We start from the raw sequence: 16,627 nt of genomic DNA on the forward strand, positions 1-16,627 counted from the left end.
GCGGCCAGTGGGGGGCGCGGCGCGCGCGCAGTGTAAACTGCTGGGTTTTCGACCCCCCAGTGGAATGGTGCAAGTGTCCCGGCGTCCCGTTATCAGCGCCCCAACACTCATACGCTCGCTGGCCCGCCTGAGCTCGTTCGCGCCCCCGGAGGCCGCGCCGTCGCTCTCGGACCGTCTGAGCCAGTGGCTGGGCTGGACCGACGCCATCGCCTTGTCGTCGGCGCTTAAGGCCAATCCGGCCAACCCGTCGGCGGCAACGCCCGGCGCGCGTTCGGCCGCGCAAAGCCCGGCGGCCGAACTGGCACGCGTGCGCGTCGACCTCGCCGCCGCCATCGCCCGCGATTGCGGACTGGCGGCCGCGCCCGGCGGACAGATCCGCGCACTGAGCGCTGCCGAGCGTCAACGGGCGGCTTCGTTCGCGGAGTTTCCGGCGTATCGCCAGCGCTACGCGACGTCGCAACAGACGATGGACACGGCGATCAGCGCCCTGCGCACCCGCCTTCGTGCCCAATTGGCCACGATGTCGCCGGACGCCGCGCGTCTCGCCAGCGTCGACGCCGTTATGGAGCGCGTGATGGGCGCACGTGAGCGCACACTGCTCGCGAGCGTGCCGAATCTGCTCGAAGGGCACTTCGTGCGTCTGCGCGACACCGAGCAGGCCGCGATGGCGGCCCCGCGCGTGCCCGGCGCACCGCCGCTCGCGCCCGTCGGCACCTGGCTAGACACCTTCCACCGGGATATGCAGAGCGTTTTGCTCGCAGAACTGGATATCCGCCTGGAACCGATCGAAGGGCTGATTGCCGCCCTCGCCTCGGTCACTCCCGGCGAAAACGTTAGTGAACCCGGACAACATGACCCGTTTGCCACGCTACCTCGTTGATCTCATTGCCTTTGTCGCAGGTCTTGCCGTCGTCGGCTGGATCGCCATCGGCTATGCCGGTACCAATACCCTCGCGCTCGCCGTCGCCCTGCTGATCGCTGCGGTCTATCTCTTCGGCGCGCTCGAACTCAAACGCTTTCATCAGTCGACCAACGCCCTTGCGAATGCCGTCTCCGGACTGAGCGCACCGCCCGCGACCCTGCCCGCATGGCTAGAGACGTTGCCCGCCGGTCTTCGCACCGCGGTGCGTCTGCGTGTGGAAGGCGAACGCGTCGGCCTGCCCGGCCCGGCGCTCACGCCCTATCTCGTCGGCCTGCTCGTGCTGCTCGGCATGCTCGGCACCTTCCTCGGCATGGCAGCCACGCTGCGTGGCACCGGCATCGCACTCGAAGGCGCGACCGATCTGCAAGCGATTCGCGCCTCGCTCGCCTCCCCGGTCAAGGGACTCGGCTTCGCGTTCGGCACGTCGGTCGCAGGTGTCGCTACGTCGGCCATGCTCGGCCTGCTCGCTGCACTCGCACGCAAGGAGCGCGCACAGGTCGTGCAATCGCTCGACGCACGCATCGTCACGACACTGCGCGGCTTCTCGCAGCAGCATCAACGCGAAACCACGCTACAACTGCTTCAGCAACAAGCGACGGTCATGCCCGCGCTCGTCGACCGTCTGCAAGACATGATGGCCGCGATGGAGCGCCAGAGTCAGGCGCTCGGCGAACGTCTCGTCGCCAACCAGGACGCCCTGCACGCCAAGACGGATGCGTCTTACGCGCAACTCACCAGCGCGATGCAGCAGTATCTGAAGGACAGTGTCGCCACCACGGCAAGCGCCGCCGGTGCAGCAATTCGTCCGGAAGTCGAAGCGACGATGGCGAGCCTCGCGCGCGAAACCGCAACGTGGCATCAGACCGTATCGAGCGCCGTACAAGACCGTATGGACGGTCTGTCCGATCGCTTCGAAGCCACGACGGCGCGCGTCGCCAGCGTCTGGAAAGATTCGCTCGACGCTCAGTTGCGCACCAATGAATCGCTCGCCACCGATCTGCGCTCGGCACTCGGCGATTTCACGCAGACGTTCGAGACCCGCTCGTCGCGACTGATCGACGACGTGGCCGCACGCCTCGAAACCGTCACAGCACAAGTTAGCAGCGCTCAGACCGGCGTCGCGCAAACGTGGGAAACGTCGCTCGCCGCGCAACAGCGCAGCAACGATGCGCTCTCCGAGAATCTCGGCGCGGCACTCGCGCACTTCTCGCAGACCTTCGAGACGCGCTCCGCCAAGCTTGTCGACGATGTCGCGGCTCGCCTGGAGGCCACCACGGGCCGCATCGATGCCGCTCACGCGAACGTCGCCCAGACATGGGAGATGTCGCTCGCCACGCAGCAACGCACCAACGACGCGCTCTCCGAAAACCTCGGCGCGGCGCTCACGCAATTCGCACAGACCTTCGAGACGCGCTCGACCCGACTCGTCGACGATGTTGCCGCACGCCTCGACTCGACGACGGGACAGGTCAACGCCGCACACGCGGGCATCGCGCAGACGTGGCAAACGTCGCTCGCCACGCAGCAGCAGACCAACGACACACTCGCCAGAGAACTCGGCGCAACGCTCGCACAATTCACCGAGTCGTTCGAGGCGCGCTCCGCGAGTCTGCTTGGCGACGTCATCACACGCCTCGACAGCGCAACGGGCAGCATCGCCACGGCGCAGACGACCGTCGCACAAGCGTGGGAGCAGGCCCTCGGCCAGCAGCAGCAATCGCACGACACGCTCACGCAGTCGCTCGGCGCAGCACTGGAACGCTTCGCGCAGACGTTCGAAGCGCGCTCAAGCGCCCTGCTGGCGGATGTCGCAACCAAGCTCGACGCCGCGAGCGGTAACGTCAGCGGCGCACATGAGCGCGTGGCATCGGCCTGGGAGCAATCGATCGGGCTGCAAAAGCAGGCCAACGACGCGCTGAACACCGAACTCGCCGCCGCCCTCGGCCGCTTCACGGAAACCTTCGAGCAACGCGCTGCCCATCTGATCGACGGCGTAAGCCAGCGCACGGAAGGCGCAATGCACAGCGTGTCGGAGACGGCTGCTGTCGTGTCGGGCGAATGGAAGCAGGCCCTCGTCGCACAACAATCGGCGAACGATGCGCTCGCCACCGACCTCGCCGCCGCCCTCGCTCGCTTCGCCGAAACGTTCGAATCGCGCGCGTCGCAATTGCTGCAAAACGTCTCGGCGCAACTGGACTCGACGTCTTCCAACGTCGCCCAGACCTGGCGCGACGCCATTGCCGAACACACGCGCACGAGCGAACGTCTGGCCGACGGCAATCAGCAACTCGTCGCGGCGACGACCAGCGCATTCAGCGAACACAGCGCGTCGCTGCTGCAAGCCCTCAGCGCCGCCAACACCGCGCATCACGACGCGACCGCCGAGCGCGAAACCCAACGCCTGTCCGTCTGGACGGAAACGCTCGAAGGCACGCTGTCCACGCTGCGCTCGGAATGGCAGCAGGTCGGCGCACAAACCGCCAGCCAGCAACAGGCGATCTGCGACACGCTCGCCCGCACTGCGCTGGAGATGTCCGAACAGACGCGCGCCAACGCCAGCGACACCATCGCGGAAATCTCGCGTCTGGTGCAGACCGCTTCGGAAGCCCCGAAGGCAGCCGCCGAAATCATCGGCGAACTGCGTCAGAAGCTCTCGGACAGCATGGTCCGCGATAACGCCATGCTCGAAGAGCGCTCGCGACTGCTCGACACGCTGGGCACGCTGCTCGACACCGTCAAGCACGCGGGTAACGAACAACGTGCCGCCGTCGACGAACTCGTCACGACCTCCGCGCAACTGCTGGAACGCGCGAGTGCGAACCTCGGCGACGCCATCGCCGCGCAAACGGAGAAGCTTACGGAAGCGTCGGCACAGGTCACCGGCAGCGTGGTCGAAATCGCCAGCCTCGGCGACGCCTTCGGTGCCGCAGTTCAATCGTTCGGCGAATCGAATACGCAACTGCTGGAGCATCTGCAACGCATCGAGGCCGCGCTCGACAAGTCGATGGCGCGCAGCGACGAACAACTCGGCTACTACGTCGCTCAGGCGCGCGAAGTGGTCGAGCTGAGCGTGATGTCGCAAAAGCAGATCCTCGAGAACCTTCAGGACCTGGCACAAGCGCGCTCGCACACCGCACAAGCCGGTGCGCAACCGGGTAGCGTGGCAGCATGAGAGACGAATTCGACGCGGATATCGCGGACGCGGGCGACGTAGGCGCCGCCGCGCCGACGTGGGCCGTCTTCGGCGATCTGATGTCGGTGATGCTCGGCGCGTTCGTGCTCATCATGCTCGGCGTGATCGGCGTGCAGATCGAACTGTCCGCGAAGCTGGAGCGCGAAGTGAAGGAGCGTCAGGTCGAGACGCAGCGCCGCGAAACGCTGGAGAAGGCGCTCGCCGGTCCACTCGCAGGCGGCCGCGTGACGCTCGTGAACGGTCGTATCGGTATCAGCGGCAACGTCCTGTTCGCCTTGAACTCGGACCAGTTGCAACCGCAAGGCCGCGAAGTGCTGCGCAGTCTGGCCGCACCGCTGGCCGCCTATTTGCGCGCGAGCGACGAAATCCTCATGGTCAGCGGCTTCACCGACGACCAGCAAGTGCGCGAGACGAACCGCCGCTTTGCTGACAACTGGGAGTTGTCGGCGCAACGTGCGCTGACCGTCACGCGCGAGCTGATCGCCGCCGGGGTGCCGCCGTCCTCCGTGTTCTCGGCCGCCTTCGGTGCAGAACAACCGGTGACGTCCAACGCCGACGAAGCCGGGCGCGCAAAGAACCGCCGCGTGGAAATCGCGCCGATGCCCCGCAGCAGTGCTGGCAACGCTGGCAAGCCGAAAGCGTGACGGTGCGACGATGAGCACGCAGACGCCCGCTCCAACAAACGACGTGATCGAAGACGGCACGCTTGTCGTGTCGCATGTCGATCCGACCACCGCCCAACTCGCCGCATGGCGTGAAGCCGGTGCCGACAAGCGCGACCCGGCTCGCTTTCATCGCATCGAAGCGCTTTGCACGCGCATGCTCACCTATCAGGGCGACGTGCGGCGCGTGCTTCAAGCGCGTCTGAAGGTGCTGATGGACGAATTCGCGAAGTCGCTCGCAGAGGCAGAGACTTCCGCCGAAGATCCCGCAGCATCGCGCGTAGCATCGCCGCTTGTCACGCTGACGGCAGACATCACGCGACGGATCGGCACCGGCGAGAGGCCGACGTCGGCTGCATCGCCCGCGACATCGAGGCCGACACGTGGCGCTCAGCCGACGGTACCGACGCCCACGGCGAAGGCCCCCGACGCGCCCACGCAATCGGCCACAACGTCGACCACGCCCGCGAAGCGCATCGTCGCCCAACCCGCACCGATTCCCGTCGCCATCACGCCGACGGTCATCGCGACGGACGACGCCTTCGAAGACCTCGACGTCCTCGAATACTTCCGCGAGACATGGTCGAAGCTGAGCACCGACGGCAATCTGCGCCAGTCGCTCGCGCAGGTGCCCGAAAACGCGGGACCGCTCAATTCCAGCCATCTCGTGCATCGGGCGCTCTCGCTCATGCACGACGTGTCGCCCGACTATCTGCGTCACTTCCTTCGCCACGCCGACGCCCTCTCCTGGCTCGAAGACATGGAAACGACGGGTGTCTTCGGCAACAAGAGCGCGGCGCGTGTGGCCGCGAGCGCCAAACCGTCGCGCGCCAAGGCTCGCTGACCGCGGCACGCGCTCGCGACGTCACATAGCATCAAGCAGCATCACGCCGGGACGCGAAGCGGGCGCCAACTTGCCAGTGAAGGGCGTTCCGGTGGATAATCGAGCCCATTCCCGCTGCCAAGGCGCGGGAAAATCCTTTGAAAAATCATCGTGTTGGGCGCTGTACGCACCGCCCACCGAAGTCTTCCTCGACAAGCCGTCGTTCCAGACGGCTTTTTGTTTCCATGACGAACCACGGACAACCGCCGGCGGACGACGCGCTCCCGGCCCACGACGACGCTGAACTCGACGCGTCGCAAACGACCTCTTCGGAAGACGACGACACGTACGTCGGCCCGGACGGCGTCGCGCACCCGCGCCGCATCCGCAGTTTCGTGCGCCGCGCGGGACGCAGCTCGGAAGCGCAGAAGCGCTACTTCGAAGAACTCGGCCCGAAGTTCGTGCTGCCGTACGCGCCTGAAACGCTCGACTGGCCGACGGCCTTCGATCGCGCCGGCGCACCGCGCATTCTGGAAATCGGCTTCGGCATGGGCGACGGCACCGCGCACATCGCAAAGGTGCGTCCTGGGGATGATTTCCTTGGCGTGGAAGTGCACGAGCCGGGCGTGGGCGCGCTGCTCAAGCTCATCGGCACGACGCCGCTCTCGAACGTGCGCATCATTCAGCACGACGCCGTGGAAGTCGTCCAGCACATGCTCCCGGAAGGCTCGCTCGACGGCGTGCACGTGTTCTTCCCCGATCCGTGGCACAAGAAGCGTCACCACAAGCGCCGTCTGCTGCAACCGCCGTTCGTGGCGTTGCTGGCCTCGCGTCTGAAGCCGGGTGGCTACCTGCACTGCGCGACGGACTGGCAGGAATATGCCGAGCAGATGCTTGAAGTGCTCGGCGGCGAAGCGTCGCTTGAGAACACGGCGGCCGATTACGCGCCGCGTCCGGATTACCGTCCCGTGACGAAGTTCGAGAACCGCGGCCTGCGCCTCGGTCACGGCGTGTGGGATCTCGTCTTCCGCAAGCGCGGCTGAGCGGCATCGACGTCATCGCGTCGGTACTGACGGGCAGCAAAAAGGGCACCTCTCGGTGCCCTTTTTTCATGCTGCATTCAGCGAGGCTAACGATCAGTCAGCCCAAACCACGAGGCCGCTGTAGGCCGACACCAGCACCACGATGCCGAACACGATGCGGTACCAGGCGAACGCCGTGAAATCGTGCGACGCGATATACCGCAGCAGCCAGCGCACGCAGATGAACGCGCTGATGAAAGCGAACACGAAGCCGATGCCGAACAGACCGAAGTCCGCGACGTCCAGCATGGAGCGCGACTTATAGAGTTCGTAAATCGTCGCGCCGAACAGAATCGGGATCGCGAGGAAGAACGAGAACTCGGTCGCCACACGACGCTCCAGCCCGAACATCATGCCGCCGATGATCGTCGCCCCCGAGCGCGAGGTGCCCGGCACCAGCGCGAGACATTGCGCAAAGCCGACTTTCAGGGCGTCGAGCGTCGACAGCTCATCGATGGAATTCACGCGCGGCAGTTTGCCCGCCTCGACATTGCGACGGTTATGACGCTCGACCAGCAGAATGATCACGCCGCCGACGATGAACGCGGTCGCCACGACCAGCGGGTTGAACAGCACCGCCTTGATGTGCTTGCCGAACAGCAGGCCGAGCACGATGGCGGGCACGCAAGCGACGATCACGTTCACCGCGAAGCGACGCGCCTTTGCATCACTGCCCAGCCCGAACACGACCTGCGCAATCTTCGCGCGAAACTCCCAGCACACGGCCAGAATTGCGCCGAACTGAATCACGATATCGAAGATCTTGCCCTTCTCGTCGTTGAAGTCGAGCAGGCTGCCGACCAGAATCAAGTGCCCGGTCGATGAGATCGGCAAAAATTCGGTCAGACCTTCGACCACACCGAGAATGACGGCTTTGAGGGCCAGCAACAAGTCCATGCAATGAGTTCCTGAGGAGTCGTGTATTAAGAAGTTTTTGTGGGTTCAGGCGATGTGTTCGCGCGAAATCGGTGCAACGTCAGCGCGCGTCGAATTTGACGTTCACGCCGTGCGAGAGCACGGTGATCGCCCCCGGCTGACGCATCGCGCCGCCGATGTTGAGTTGCTCGGGCTTGAACGTATAGATGGGCGCGCCTTGCAACAACTGCGTTGCAATCAATGCCCCGGCCGCGTTCAACTGACGCGACCAGCGATCAGGCAGACCGTCGATGGTGAACGTCTCCACTTCCGGATCGCGCAGCACGACCGACAGCGTGGCCGGATCGTACGCAAGTGCACTGTCGATGGCGAGCGTGCCGGTGAGCGGCGCGCCACCCAGCGGATGCGTCACAGTGGCATCGACGGATACGGCCAGACGGTTGCGCTCAGGCAGCAGCGTCAGACGCGGATGCGTGAGATTCACGTCGAGCACGGCCAGCACACGACGGTCGAACGGAAACTTGCGTTCGAGCGCACGCTGCAACTGGCTTTCGGAGAAGGTGTAGTCGTTGCCGAACGGCAAGCCTGCGCATGCGGCGAGGCCCGCAGCCAGCGCAGCCGCACCGGTCATCGTCAACCAGCGACGGCGCGAGACAGTGAACGACGCGGTCGCATCGCACTGCTGAGGAATGGGACGATCTGGATGAGTGCTACCCGGCATTTCACGTTCCGCTTCAGGGCGCATTAGGCCCGACACGCGCGACTATAGCACTCAGATACGACAGGAATTCACGTTTGCGCGGGTGCTGCCCGCTGGCAGCTTCCCACTTCGCGCTGGCGAGCTTCAGGCGGCCATCGGCGCAGTTAGCGCCTCCAGTTCCGACAACCACGCGATGGCTTGCGTGCGGTCGTCGCCGCACATCTCCGCCGAGGGCTGCAACGATCCGCACACGGCCGGACGCTGCGGGCTGCCGAAGATACGGCAACGGTCGGCGTCGTCCAACTGCACGCAACGCGTGTTCGCCGGTTTGCCGTCAGGCATCCCGGGAATCGGCGTCGAAATGGAAGGCGCGATGCAACAGGCAGCGCAATGGGGTCGGCAATTCATGGGGGCGGATTTTACCCGACCCGCCTTCCCTCGGCATTGACCACAGCCGCCACCACAGCCGCCACCAAAGCATTTACCAGGGCAGCGTGCCCGAGAGATCGAAGAAGCCACCGGTCACCGGGCCGCGTTCGCCCAGCGCGAGCATCACCACGCTGCGCGTGCCCTCGGCCAGCCCCTGACGCCCGCGCTTGCCGCTCGCGTCGACCGTGAGATCGCCCGGTGCGCCCGGGTCGACCGAGTTCACCGTGATCGAAGTCTCGCGTAACGTGTGCGAGAGCTGTACCGTCAACATATTCAGCGCGGCCTTCGACGCGTTGAACCCGATCTGCCGAAACGCCGCATGCTCCCACGCCGGATCGCTGTTCTGCGCGAGCGAGCCCAGGCCGCTCGACACGTTGACGATGCGCGCACCGTCCGAGCGCGACAGCCATGGCAGCATCGCCTGTGTGACGCGCAACGTGCCGAAGAAATTGGTCTGGAAGACCCGTTCGACCGCCTCGATGGATGCCTTCTCCGGCGTGTCGTCACGCGGATCGGTCACGCCCGCGTTGTTGACCAGCACGTCGAGCCGTCCGTGATAGCGCCCGATCCGGTAGGCCGCCGCGTGCAACGTCTCGGGGCGAAGCAAGTCGATCACCAGCGTCTCTGCCTGAAAGCCCGCCTTGCGCAGCGGGGCGACGATTTCGTCCCCCTTTGCTTCCTCACGCGCGCCGACCAGCACCGTCATGCCCGCTTCAGCCAGCTCACGCGCCACTTCCAATCCGATTCCCCGGGTCGCGCCCGTCACCAGCGCCACTCTTCCCAGATGGCGTTCGGCATCCGCGCGTACCGCATTTTCGATAGCGTCCCGTTTCATCACTGCTCCCGTCGAATTCCCGTTGTTCTGCGCCCGGCCGCACGCAAATTTGTTAGCATCGAGTTTATGAAGAATCCTTCAGATTTTCTATTCGCATATGAAACCGGCCGGTCAACCACCCGCAACGCCCCGTAAATCGCCGCAACAGGCGCGTTCGCGGGTCACCATCGACGCCATTTTCGAAGCCGCGCTTCAGGTTTTGCTGCTCGATGGCGGGCGTCAACTGACCACCACCCGGGTGGCCGAGCGCGCCGGAGTGTCCGTCGGCACCCTCTACCAATACTTCCAGAACAAGCAGGTGCTGCTCTACGCGGTGCTGGAGCGTCACATCGACCGCATCGTGGATTCGGTCGAGCAGACTTGCCAGGCGTCGCATGGCAAACCGCTGGAAACGATGGCGCAGGAACTGGCGAAGGCTTACGTCGGCGCGAAGATGCGCGATATCGAAGAGGCGCAGGCGCTGTACCGGCTCTCAGAGGATCTGGACGGGCGTGAGGTGTTTGCGGGGGCGTCTGCGCGGATGCACGCGGCCGTCGTCGGCATGTTGAAGACCGCGCACAACGCGCGCTTCGAGGACCCGGAGACGGTGGCCTTCGTCTTCCTTAACTCCATGACAGGGCCGATCAAGGCCATTCTTGAGAACCGTGCGCCCGTAGGCGCTTGCTCGGAGACGCTCTCCCACCAGATCGCCGACCAGATGGCCACGATGTGCGGGGCGTATTTGCAGTGCGTCGCCCAATTCGGCACGGCGGCCCGGGTGGACTCGCCCGCACTGTCGATCCCACCGGACAAGGCCGCCTGAACCCTGGGCCGGTCACATTTGCCCGGCGTTCGTGCCGATTTGCGGCAAAAGTTCACACGTCATCATGGCTGCCGCCCGGAACTGGTAAAATGCCGGGTTGTGTTTGCCTACTACCCACGAGTAATCGAAATGAATTACGAACAGGCCCGCTTTAACATGATCGAGCAGCAAATTCGTCCCTGGGACGTGCTCGATCAGGACGTGCTCAAGCTGTTGGAAGTCGTCAAGCGCGAAGATTTCGTGCCGGCGGCACTGCGCGACATCGCGTTCACCGACGTCGAACTGCCGCTCTCGGGCGCTGCTATCCCGAACAAGAGCCAGCACATGATGTTCCCGCGCGTCGAAGCGCGCATTCTGCAAGCGCTCGCGCCGAAGAAGAACGAGAACGTGCTCGAAATCGGTACGGGTTCGGGCTACATGGCCGCTCTGCTGGCTTATAACGCGCATCACGTGACGACCGTCGAGTTCGACGCGAACCTGGCGCAGTCGGCCCAGCAGACGCTGCGCGCCAACGGCGTGACCAACGTGGAAGTCGTCAATGCCGACGGTGCGCAGGGCTGGAGCGCCGCCGCACCGTACGACGTGATCTGCATCTCGGGCGGGCTGGCCGAACTGCCGCAAGCGTTCCAGAACCAACTGAAGGTCGGCGGCCGTCTGGCTGCGTTCGTGGGCGGTAGCCCGGTCATGGAAGCCGTGCTCATCACGCGCGTGTCCGAGACCGAATTCCGTCGCGAAAACCTGTTCGAGACGCAGGTGGCCTATCTGGTCGCCCCGCAACCGTCGAGCTTCAAGTTCTAAAGCCCGGCTGCCGGGGACTGCGCCTTTCGATAGCGAACGGCGCGCCCCCGAAGCCGCGAGCGGACCGGTTCCATGCTTGTTCGTTTGGGGACGAACAAGCGGCTTGACGAGAGCCGGACGCCATCGATTCGACACACGTAGAACATCATGCAAAACATTACACCGGCGCAATTGGCCCAGTGGCTCGCGGACGGGGACCGCAGCCAACCCACGCTCCTCGACGTGCGTGAGGACTGGGAAGTGCAGACCTGCCACATCGCCCAGAGCAAGAACGTGCCGCTCGGCGACGTGCCGGCGCGTCAGGGCGAACTCGACACCGATGCGCCCATCGTGTGCATTTGCCACCACGGCATGCGCAGCGCCCGCGCCGCCATGTTCCTGGAACAACAAGGTTTTACCCAGATGTTCAATCTGGACGGCGGAATCGATGCCTGGGCACGCCAGGTCGATCCGTCGATGCCGACCTACTGAGTCAGGGCCATGCGCCCCCCGAGGTTTGCCGCGCGACTGCGCGCGGATGGGCGTGCGCCCGTAAAGCGCACCCGCAGCATCCTCAATGCCCGCTCTGCGAGCGTCTTCGCCACCACGACGATGCTCGCTGCCCTCATTGGACACTCGGCCGCCGCGAACGCGACCGACCTGCTCCAGCTCTACAGCGAAGCCCAGGGCCGCGACGCACTCATCGCCAGCGCACGCTCGTCGTACCTCGCGAACATCGAAGCGCTGCCGCAAGCCCGCGCCGCGCTTTTACCGCAGGTCACAGCGCGCTACGGGGCTGTCAACACGCACTACGGCTCCGGCAACATCTCGAACACTTTCGGCAGCAGCGGCTACAGCCTCGCGTTGACGCAGCCCCTCTTCCATTGGGATAGCTGGCAGTCATACCAGCAGGGCAAGCTGACGGTCGCCAGCGCCGAAGCCGCATTCGCGCAGGCGCAACAGGATCTGATCCTGCGCGTGGCGACGGCCTACTTCGATGTGCTCGCCGCACAGGACGATCTCGCCCTCGCAGGCACGCACAGGCAGGCCATCGCGGAACAGCTCGCGTCGGCCAAACGCAACTTCGAAGTCGGCAATGCCACCATCGTCGACTCGAACGAAGCACAAGCCAGTTTCGATCAGGCCACCGCTCAGGAAATCGCCGCACAGAACGCGCTCGACGTGCGCCGTGCCGCGTTCGCGCGCATCGTCGGCCATCCGGTCGGCTCGCTCGCTACGCTGCGCGCCGGTTCGACACTGCCCTCGCCTGAGCCGAACAACGTCGCCGACTGGGTCACGCAGGCGGAGCAAGCCAACTACGGCGTGCAGTTGCAATCGCTCACGCTGGAAATCGCGCGACGCGAAACGTCGAAGGCGAAGTCGGGCTATATGCCGTCCGTCGATCTGGTGGCGGCCGGTGCGCACTCGAACGTCGGCAACGCCAACAGCCTGTTGTCGTCCGCGATGTCCAGTCCGTCCAGTCAGGGTACGGGGCCGAGTTCGGCCGGGCAGATCGGCATTCAGATCAGCATCCCGATCTTCTCGGGTGGCTCGGTGCAGAGCAAGATGCGTCAGACGCTGGCGCTCGAAGACAAAGCGCAAAGCGATCTGGACGATGCACGACGTCTGGCCGTGCTGAGCGCGCGCACGTCGTACCTCGGTGTGTCGAGCGGGCTGGCGCAGGTGAAGGCGCTCGAAGCGGCCGAGCAATCGGCGCAGTCGTCGGTCGCCTCGAACAAGCTCGGCTATCAGGTCGGCATTCGTATCAACGCCGACGTGCTCAACGCTGAAGACAAGCTCTTCACCACGCGGCGCGATCTCGCCAAGGCGCGCTACAGCACGCTGCTCTCCAGCCTCCAGTTGAAGGCCAGCGCCGCCACGCTCGTCGATACGGACTTGCAGTTGCTCAACGCGCTGCTGACCGAGAATCCAGACGCCTCCGCCGCTATGGCCGGTGCCCGCGATGCGGCCCCGGCAAACGCAGGCACGGGTCTTCCGGCGCGTGGCGTGCGTCCCGGCACGACAGCGCCGCTGCGTCGCTAACATCGTCTGCATAAAGCAAAAAGCCTCGCATGACCGGTATGGCATGCGAGGCTTTTTGCTTTCCGACGTCGACGTTACAACGTCTTATCGAGTCACTCTTGCGGTGCGACGAATCCGGTATCGAGCCAGCGTCCCAAGGCGGTGACGGTACGGGCGGTTGCGCCCTGATGCTGCTTCGCGAACAGTAACGCCGCCGTGCGCATCGCCAGACGCTTGTCGTCGTTGATCAGCAGGTCGGCCAGCGTCGACGCCAGCTCACCTGCATCGCTTACACGCCGCGCCGCGCCTGCTGCCAGTGCGTTTTCGCTGGCCTGCGTGAAGTTGAACATGTGCGGCCCGAACACGACGGGCGTACCCGCCGCACACGCTTCGATCAGATTCTGGCCGCCCAGCGGCAGCAGACTGCCACCGATAAATGCGACGTCGACTGCCGAGAAGTAAGCCGCCATCTCGCCCATCGAATCGCCGAGTACGACGTCGACGTCGGCGGGCAGCGGCGTGTCGTCGTCCGGCCACGCACTGCGGCGCACATAGTTGAGGCGGACCTTTTCGAGCATCCCCGCCACTTCGTCGAAACGTTGCGGGTGACGCGGCACGAGCACCAGCAACGAGCGACGTCCTACGTCAGAGGCCGACGCGAGCATCGCACGCGCCTGAAGCACCTGCGCTTCCTCGCCGTCGCGCGTACTCGCCGCGAGCCACACCTTACGGTCGCCGAAGCGCTCGCGCCAGCGTGCGCCCAACGCCAGCAGCGCAGGCGGTGGCGTCATGTCGAACTTGAGGTTGCCCATCACGTCGACGTCGCTGGCCCCCAGCATGCGCAGGCGCTCGGCATCGGCATCGCTTTGCGCCAGCACACGACTGAATCCACCGTAAACGGGTTTAGTCGCATCGCCAAAGCGCGCCGCTCGACGGAACGAGCGCGCCGACATGCGCGCGTTGGTCAGCACCAGCGGCACGCCGTCCTCGCGGCACGTGAAGATCAGGTTCGGCCAGACTTCCGTCTCCATCACCATGCCGACGCTCGGCCGCCAGTGCTTCAGGAAGCGTCGGATCGGACCGACCATGTCGTACGGCAGATAGCATCGCACCACGCGATCGCCGAACAAGCTTTCGCCCGTGGCGCGCCCCGTCGGTGTCATGTGCGTGAGCAAGACGCCGTGCGACGGATAGCGCTCCAGCAGCGCATCGATGAGCGGCTGCGCGGCGCGCGTCTCTCCGACGGAGACAGCATGCACCCAGATCAGCGGACGGCCGGTGTACGGCGGCGTGCTGTAAAAGCCGAAACGCTCGCCGATGTGACGGCGATAGCCCGGCTCGAACCGGCCGCGCCACCACAGGCGAACCACCGCCAGCGGTGCGACGATCCACCAGAGCGCGCGATAGATAAGACGCAGCAACATTCAGATCAGCGCGCGATGCGTAAGACGTTGCAATACCGCCAGCGGCGAGCACTCGGGGTGCACCATCGCGTCAGCGGGCAGGAAGAAGGTCTGTTCCATCATGAACTGACCGGACATCACCGCATGCGACGTCTGATCCGAGAAGCAGATCCAGACGCTGCCCGGCGGGAACGGCATGGTCTGCTGGTCCGCGTCGTGCTGATATCCCATGTCGGCCTTCATGCCATCGTGCAGATGCAACATGATGTGGTCGTAGCCGCTGCGCGGGCGCTTGGTGATGCCCACGGCGTTTTGCAACCACGCCGAGCCGGGCCACTGAGTGGGCACCTTCGGCAGGAAGCGCTTCGCCACATCCTCGAACGGCTCGCCCACGCGCCACACACGCGGCTGACCGGCCGGGTTGATGTTGGTGAACACGCGCAAAATGCGCTCGCCGTAATTCGGGCGCGACGGGAAGGCGTCGACGTGCAGACGGCTATCGTCCTTACGCCACGAGGTTTGACGCGTCTCTACCTGATGCAGTCGCAGGCTCGTCGGTGCGGCGCGCAGCTTGCCGCGATACTCCGGCATCAGGCCGTCGATCAGGCTGCACGCCTGCGTGTAGTAGCGCCTGACTAGCGCGTGAACGGCACGCTGCGTAGCGTCGTCTGCGGCGACGCCTACGAGCACGCCGGTCTTCGGATCGAGGCTGATGTTCTTGCGCTTCGGATCGGCGATCTTCGGATCGAGCAATGCTTGCTCGGCGGCGTCGATGGCGAAGGCCAGATGCGGGAAGTACAGCACCTTGCCAGCTTCGACGTCGGCGACCAGCGTCTCGCGCGCGACCGACAACTGAGCGCCCTGCCAGTCGCCCGAGGCGACGGTGACGATCTGACCGCTCGCGCTCGATTCGCTGGCGTCGTTAGCTTGGGGGTTTTGATTCATGCGATTCAGTCCTCCTCAGACGCGGCAGTACCGCCCGACACATCCGCAGGCGACGACTTCGGCGACGAAGTCAGCGCCGGTGCCAGCGCATGCACGGCATCGCGCACCTGCGCGAGCGTTGGCTTGTGTTCGGCGTCGCCGAGATTGACGATGCGCGGCGACCAGAACCCGCCGGTGCGCCACGCGGTGCTGAAATTGTATAGCTCGACAGTCGGACGGTTCAGCGCTGCGGCGATATGTACCAGCCCGGTGTCCACGCCCACGGTAATCGCTCCGCGATCGATCAGACCGACAACCTGCGACAGATTCATTTTCGGCGGCACCCAGGCGTGCTCGCCCAGTGCGGCGGCCAGACGCAACGATACTTCACGCTCGGCAGCGCTGCCCCACGGCAAAACGATGAGGAATCCCTGCGATGCGAGATCGCGGCCCAGCGCGACCCAGTCGTCTTCCGGCCACGTCTTGTCGTCACGCGAGGTCGCATGCACGAACACCGCATACGGACGGTCCGGGCACTGACTGTGATCGGCCCGCTCGGTAGCAATGCCGAAGTCGATCTCGCCCGGCACCTTGAAGCCCATCGCCTCGGCCACCAGCAGACGCGAACGCGTCACCACGTGCGTATGCGGCTCGATGCGCACCATGTGCTGATACAGATAGCGCACCGGCCATTCGTAGCTGGCGCCTTCCGTGCGGTTGCCCAGCCCCCAGACCGCACCGCGCGCGGTGCGCGAGATCCAGCCGGTCTTGACCAGACCCTGCGTGTCGATGACGTAGTCGTAAGGCGTTTCGCGCAACGCGCGGCGAAACGCACCGATCTCCTGCCAGGTGCGTGCCGCGAGCGGCTTCTTGCGCCAGCGGCGCAAGGCAAACGGAATGACCCGGCGCACACCGCGCACGAGTTTGACGAGGTCGACGAATCCCTCTTCCACGACCCAGTCGATCTGGGCGTCGGGATACCGGTGCAGAATGTCCTGCACCACGGGCATGTTATGGACGACGTCGCCGAGCGACGAGACTTTGACGATCAGAACCTGCAACCGAACGCCCCGGCGGTTCGGCCGGGCCTCGTGAGCAAAACCGCGATTTTACCCCGTCCCGGCCCGCCAATCATGATTGACGCCCGCGCCCATCCATGCACTATGCGACGACCGCC

Annotated in this window: 16 protein-coding genes; 9 read left to right on the forward strand and 7 right to left on the reverse strand. The window is 65.1% G+C overall.

Annotated features, from left to right (window positions below; translation table 11 throughout):
- Nucleotides 1–64: 64 nt before the first annotated feature.
- From NA29_RS21525 to trmB, 5 genes are all read left to right on the forward strand, one after another.
- Nucleotides 65–880 (forward strand): DUF3348 domain-containing protein, encoded by an 816-nt coding sequence (locus NA29_RS21525; RefSeq protein ID WP_072633352.1) that lies wholly within the window; start codon nucleotides 65–67, stop codon nucleotides 878–880.
- Complete coding sequence (locus tag NA29_RS21530; RefSeq protein ID WP_052252301.1) at nucleotides 852–4,094, forward strand: DUF802 domain-containing protein; 3,243 nt, start codon at nucleotides 852–854, stop codon at nucleotides 4,092–4,094. Before NA29_RS21525 ends, NA29_RS21530 begins: the two co-directional genes overlap by 29 nt.
- Nucleotides 4,091–4,759: an OmpA family protein gene (locus NA29_RS21535; protein ID WP_039393044.1), complete on the forward strand. Its 669-nt coding sequence runs from the start codon at nucleotides 4,091–4,093 to the stop codon at nucleotides 4,757–4,759. The genes NA29_RS21530 and NA29_RS21535 overlap by 4 nt, the downstream gene beginning before the upstream one ends.
- A 10-nt stretch (nucleotides 4,760–4,769) precedes the next feature.
- Entirely contained in the window at nucleotides 4,770–5,621 is an 852-nt protein-coding gene (locus NA29_RS21540) for a DUF2894 domain-containing protein (RefSeq protein WP_084104289.1), read from the forward strand.
- Nucleotides 5,622–5,845: 224 nt separating this feature from the next.
- Complete coding sequence (gene trmB, locus NA29_RS21545) at nucleotides 5,846–6,643, forward strand: tRNA (guanosine(46)-N7)-methyltransferase TrmB (RefSeq protein ID WP_039393045.1); 798 nt, start codon at nucleotides 5,846–5,848, stop codon at nucleotides 6,641–6,643.
- 93 nt (nucleotides 6,644–6,736) lie between these two features.
- On the opposite strand, the gene NA29_RS21550 is transcribed toward trmB, so the two are convergent.
- The 4 genes from NA29_RS21550 to NA29_RS21565 all read right to left on the reverse strand — a co-directional run bounded on the left by NA29_RS21550 (nucleotide 6,737) and on the right by NA29_RS21565 (nucleotide 9,522).
- Nucleotides 6,737–7,579: an undecaprenyl-diphosphate phosphatase gene (locus NA29_RS21550; protein WP_039393047.1), complete on the reverse strand. Its 843-nt coding sequence runs from the start codon at nucleotides 7,577–7,579 to the stop codon at nucleotides 6,737–6,739.
- 79 nt (nucleotides 7,580–7,658) lie between these two features.
- Complete coding sequence (locus NA29_RS21555; protein ID WP_084104291.1) at nucleotides 7,659–8,279, reverse strand: DUF1439 domain-containing protein; 621 nt, start codon at nucleotides 8,277–8,279, stop codon at nucleotides 7,659–7,661.
- 123 nt (nucleotides 8,280–8,402) lie between these two features.
- Nucleotides 8,403–8,666: a YkgJ family cysteine cluster protein gene (locus NA29_RS25585; RefSeq protein WP_039393050.1), complete on the reverse strand. Its 264-nt coding sequence runs from the start codon at nucleotides 8,664–8,666 to the stop codon at nucleotides 8,403–8,405.
- Nucleotides 8,667–8,739: 73 nt separating this feature from the next.
- Entirely contained in the window at nucleotides 8,740–9,522 is a 783-nt protein-coding gene (locus NA29_RS21565) for an SDR family NAD(P)-dependent oxidoreductase (protein ID WP_052252303.1), read from the reverse strand.
- A gap of 97 nt (nucleotides 9,523–9,619) precedes the next feature.
- On the opposite strand from NA29_RS21565, the gene NA29_RS21570 reads away from it, so the two are divergent.
- From NA29_RS21570 to NA29_RS21585, 4 genes are all read left to right on the forward strand, one after another.
- Nucleotides 9,620–10,324, forward strand: a complete 705-nt coding sequence (locus tag NA29_RS21570; RefSeq protein WP_052252304.1) for a TetR/AcrR family transcriptional regulator — start codon at nucleotides 9,620–9,622, stop codon at nucleotides 10,322–10,324.
- Between the two features lie 129 nt (nucleotides 10,325–10,453).
- Nucleotides 10,454–11,122, forward strand: coding sequence for a protein-L-isoaspartate O-methyltransferase family protein (locus NA29_RS21575; RefSeq protein ID WP_039393052.1), 669 nt, complete (start codon nucleotides 10,454–10,456; stop codon nucleotides 11,120–11,122).
- Nucleotides 11,123–11,269: 147 nt separating this feature from the next.
- Entirely contained in the window at nucleotides 11,270–11,593 is a 324-nt protein-coding gene (locus NA29_RS21580) for a rhodanese-like domain-containing protein (protein WP_039393054.1), read from the forward strand.
- 9 nt (nucleotides 11,594–11,602) lie between these two features.
- Complete coding sequence (locus tag NA29_RS21585) at nucleotides 11,603–13,144, forward strand: TolC family outer membrane protein (protein WP_084104024.1); 1,542 nt, start codon at nucleotides 11,603–11,605, stop codon at nucleotides 13,142–13,144.
- Between the two features lie 92 nt (nucleotides 13,145–13,236).
- On the opposite strand, the gene waaA is transcribed toward NA29_RS21585, so the two are convergent.
- From waaA to waaC, 3 genes are read right to left on the reverse strand one after another with little or no spacing between them, the layout of a single operon-like run.
- Nucleotides 13,237–14,544 (reverse strand): lipid IV(A) 3-deoxy-D-manno-octulosonic acid transferase, encoded by a 1,308-nt coding sequence (gene waaA, locus NA29_RS21590; RefSeq protein WP_052253114.1) that lies wholly within the window; start codon nucleotides 14,542–14,544, stop codon nucleotides 13,237–13,239.
- A 3-nt stretch (nucleotides 14,545–14,547) separates the two neighbouring features.
- Nucleotides 14,548–15,471, reverse strand: a complete 924-nt coding sequence (gene kdoO, locus NA29_RS21595; protein ID WP_052252305.1) for a Kdo hydroxylase KdoO — start codon at nucleotides 15,469–15,471, stop codon at nucleotides 14,548–14,550.
- 5 nt (nucleotides 15,472–15,476) lie between these two features.
- On the reverse strand, nucleotides 15,477–16,460 hold the full coding sequence (gene waaC / locus NA29_RS21600) for a lipopolysaccharide heptosyltransferase I (RefSeq protein ID WP_231965201.1): 984 nt from the start codon (nucleotides 16,458–16,460) through the stop codon (nucleotides 15,477–15,479).
- Nucleotides 16,461–16,627 lie beyond the last annotated feature (167 nt).

The organism is Pandoraea sputorum (assembly GCF_000814845.2).
GTDB classification, from domain to species: Bacteria; Pseudomonadota; Gammaproteobacteria; order Burkholderiales; family Burkholderiaceae; genus Pandoraea; species Pandoraea sputorum.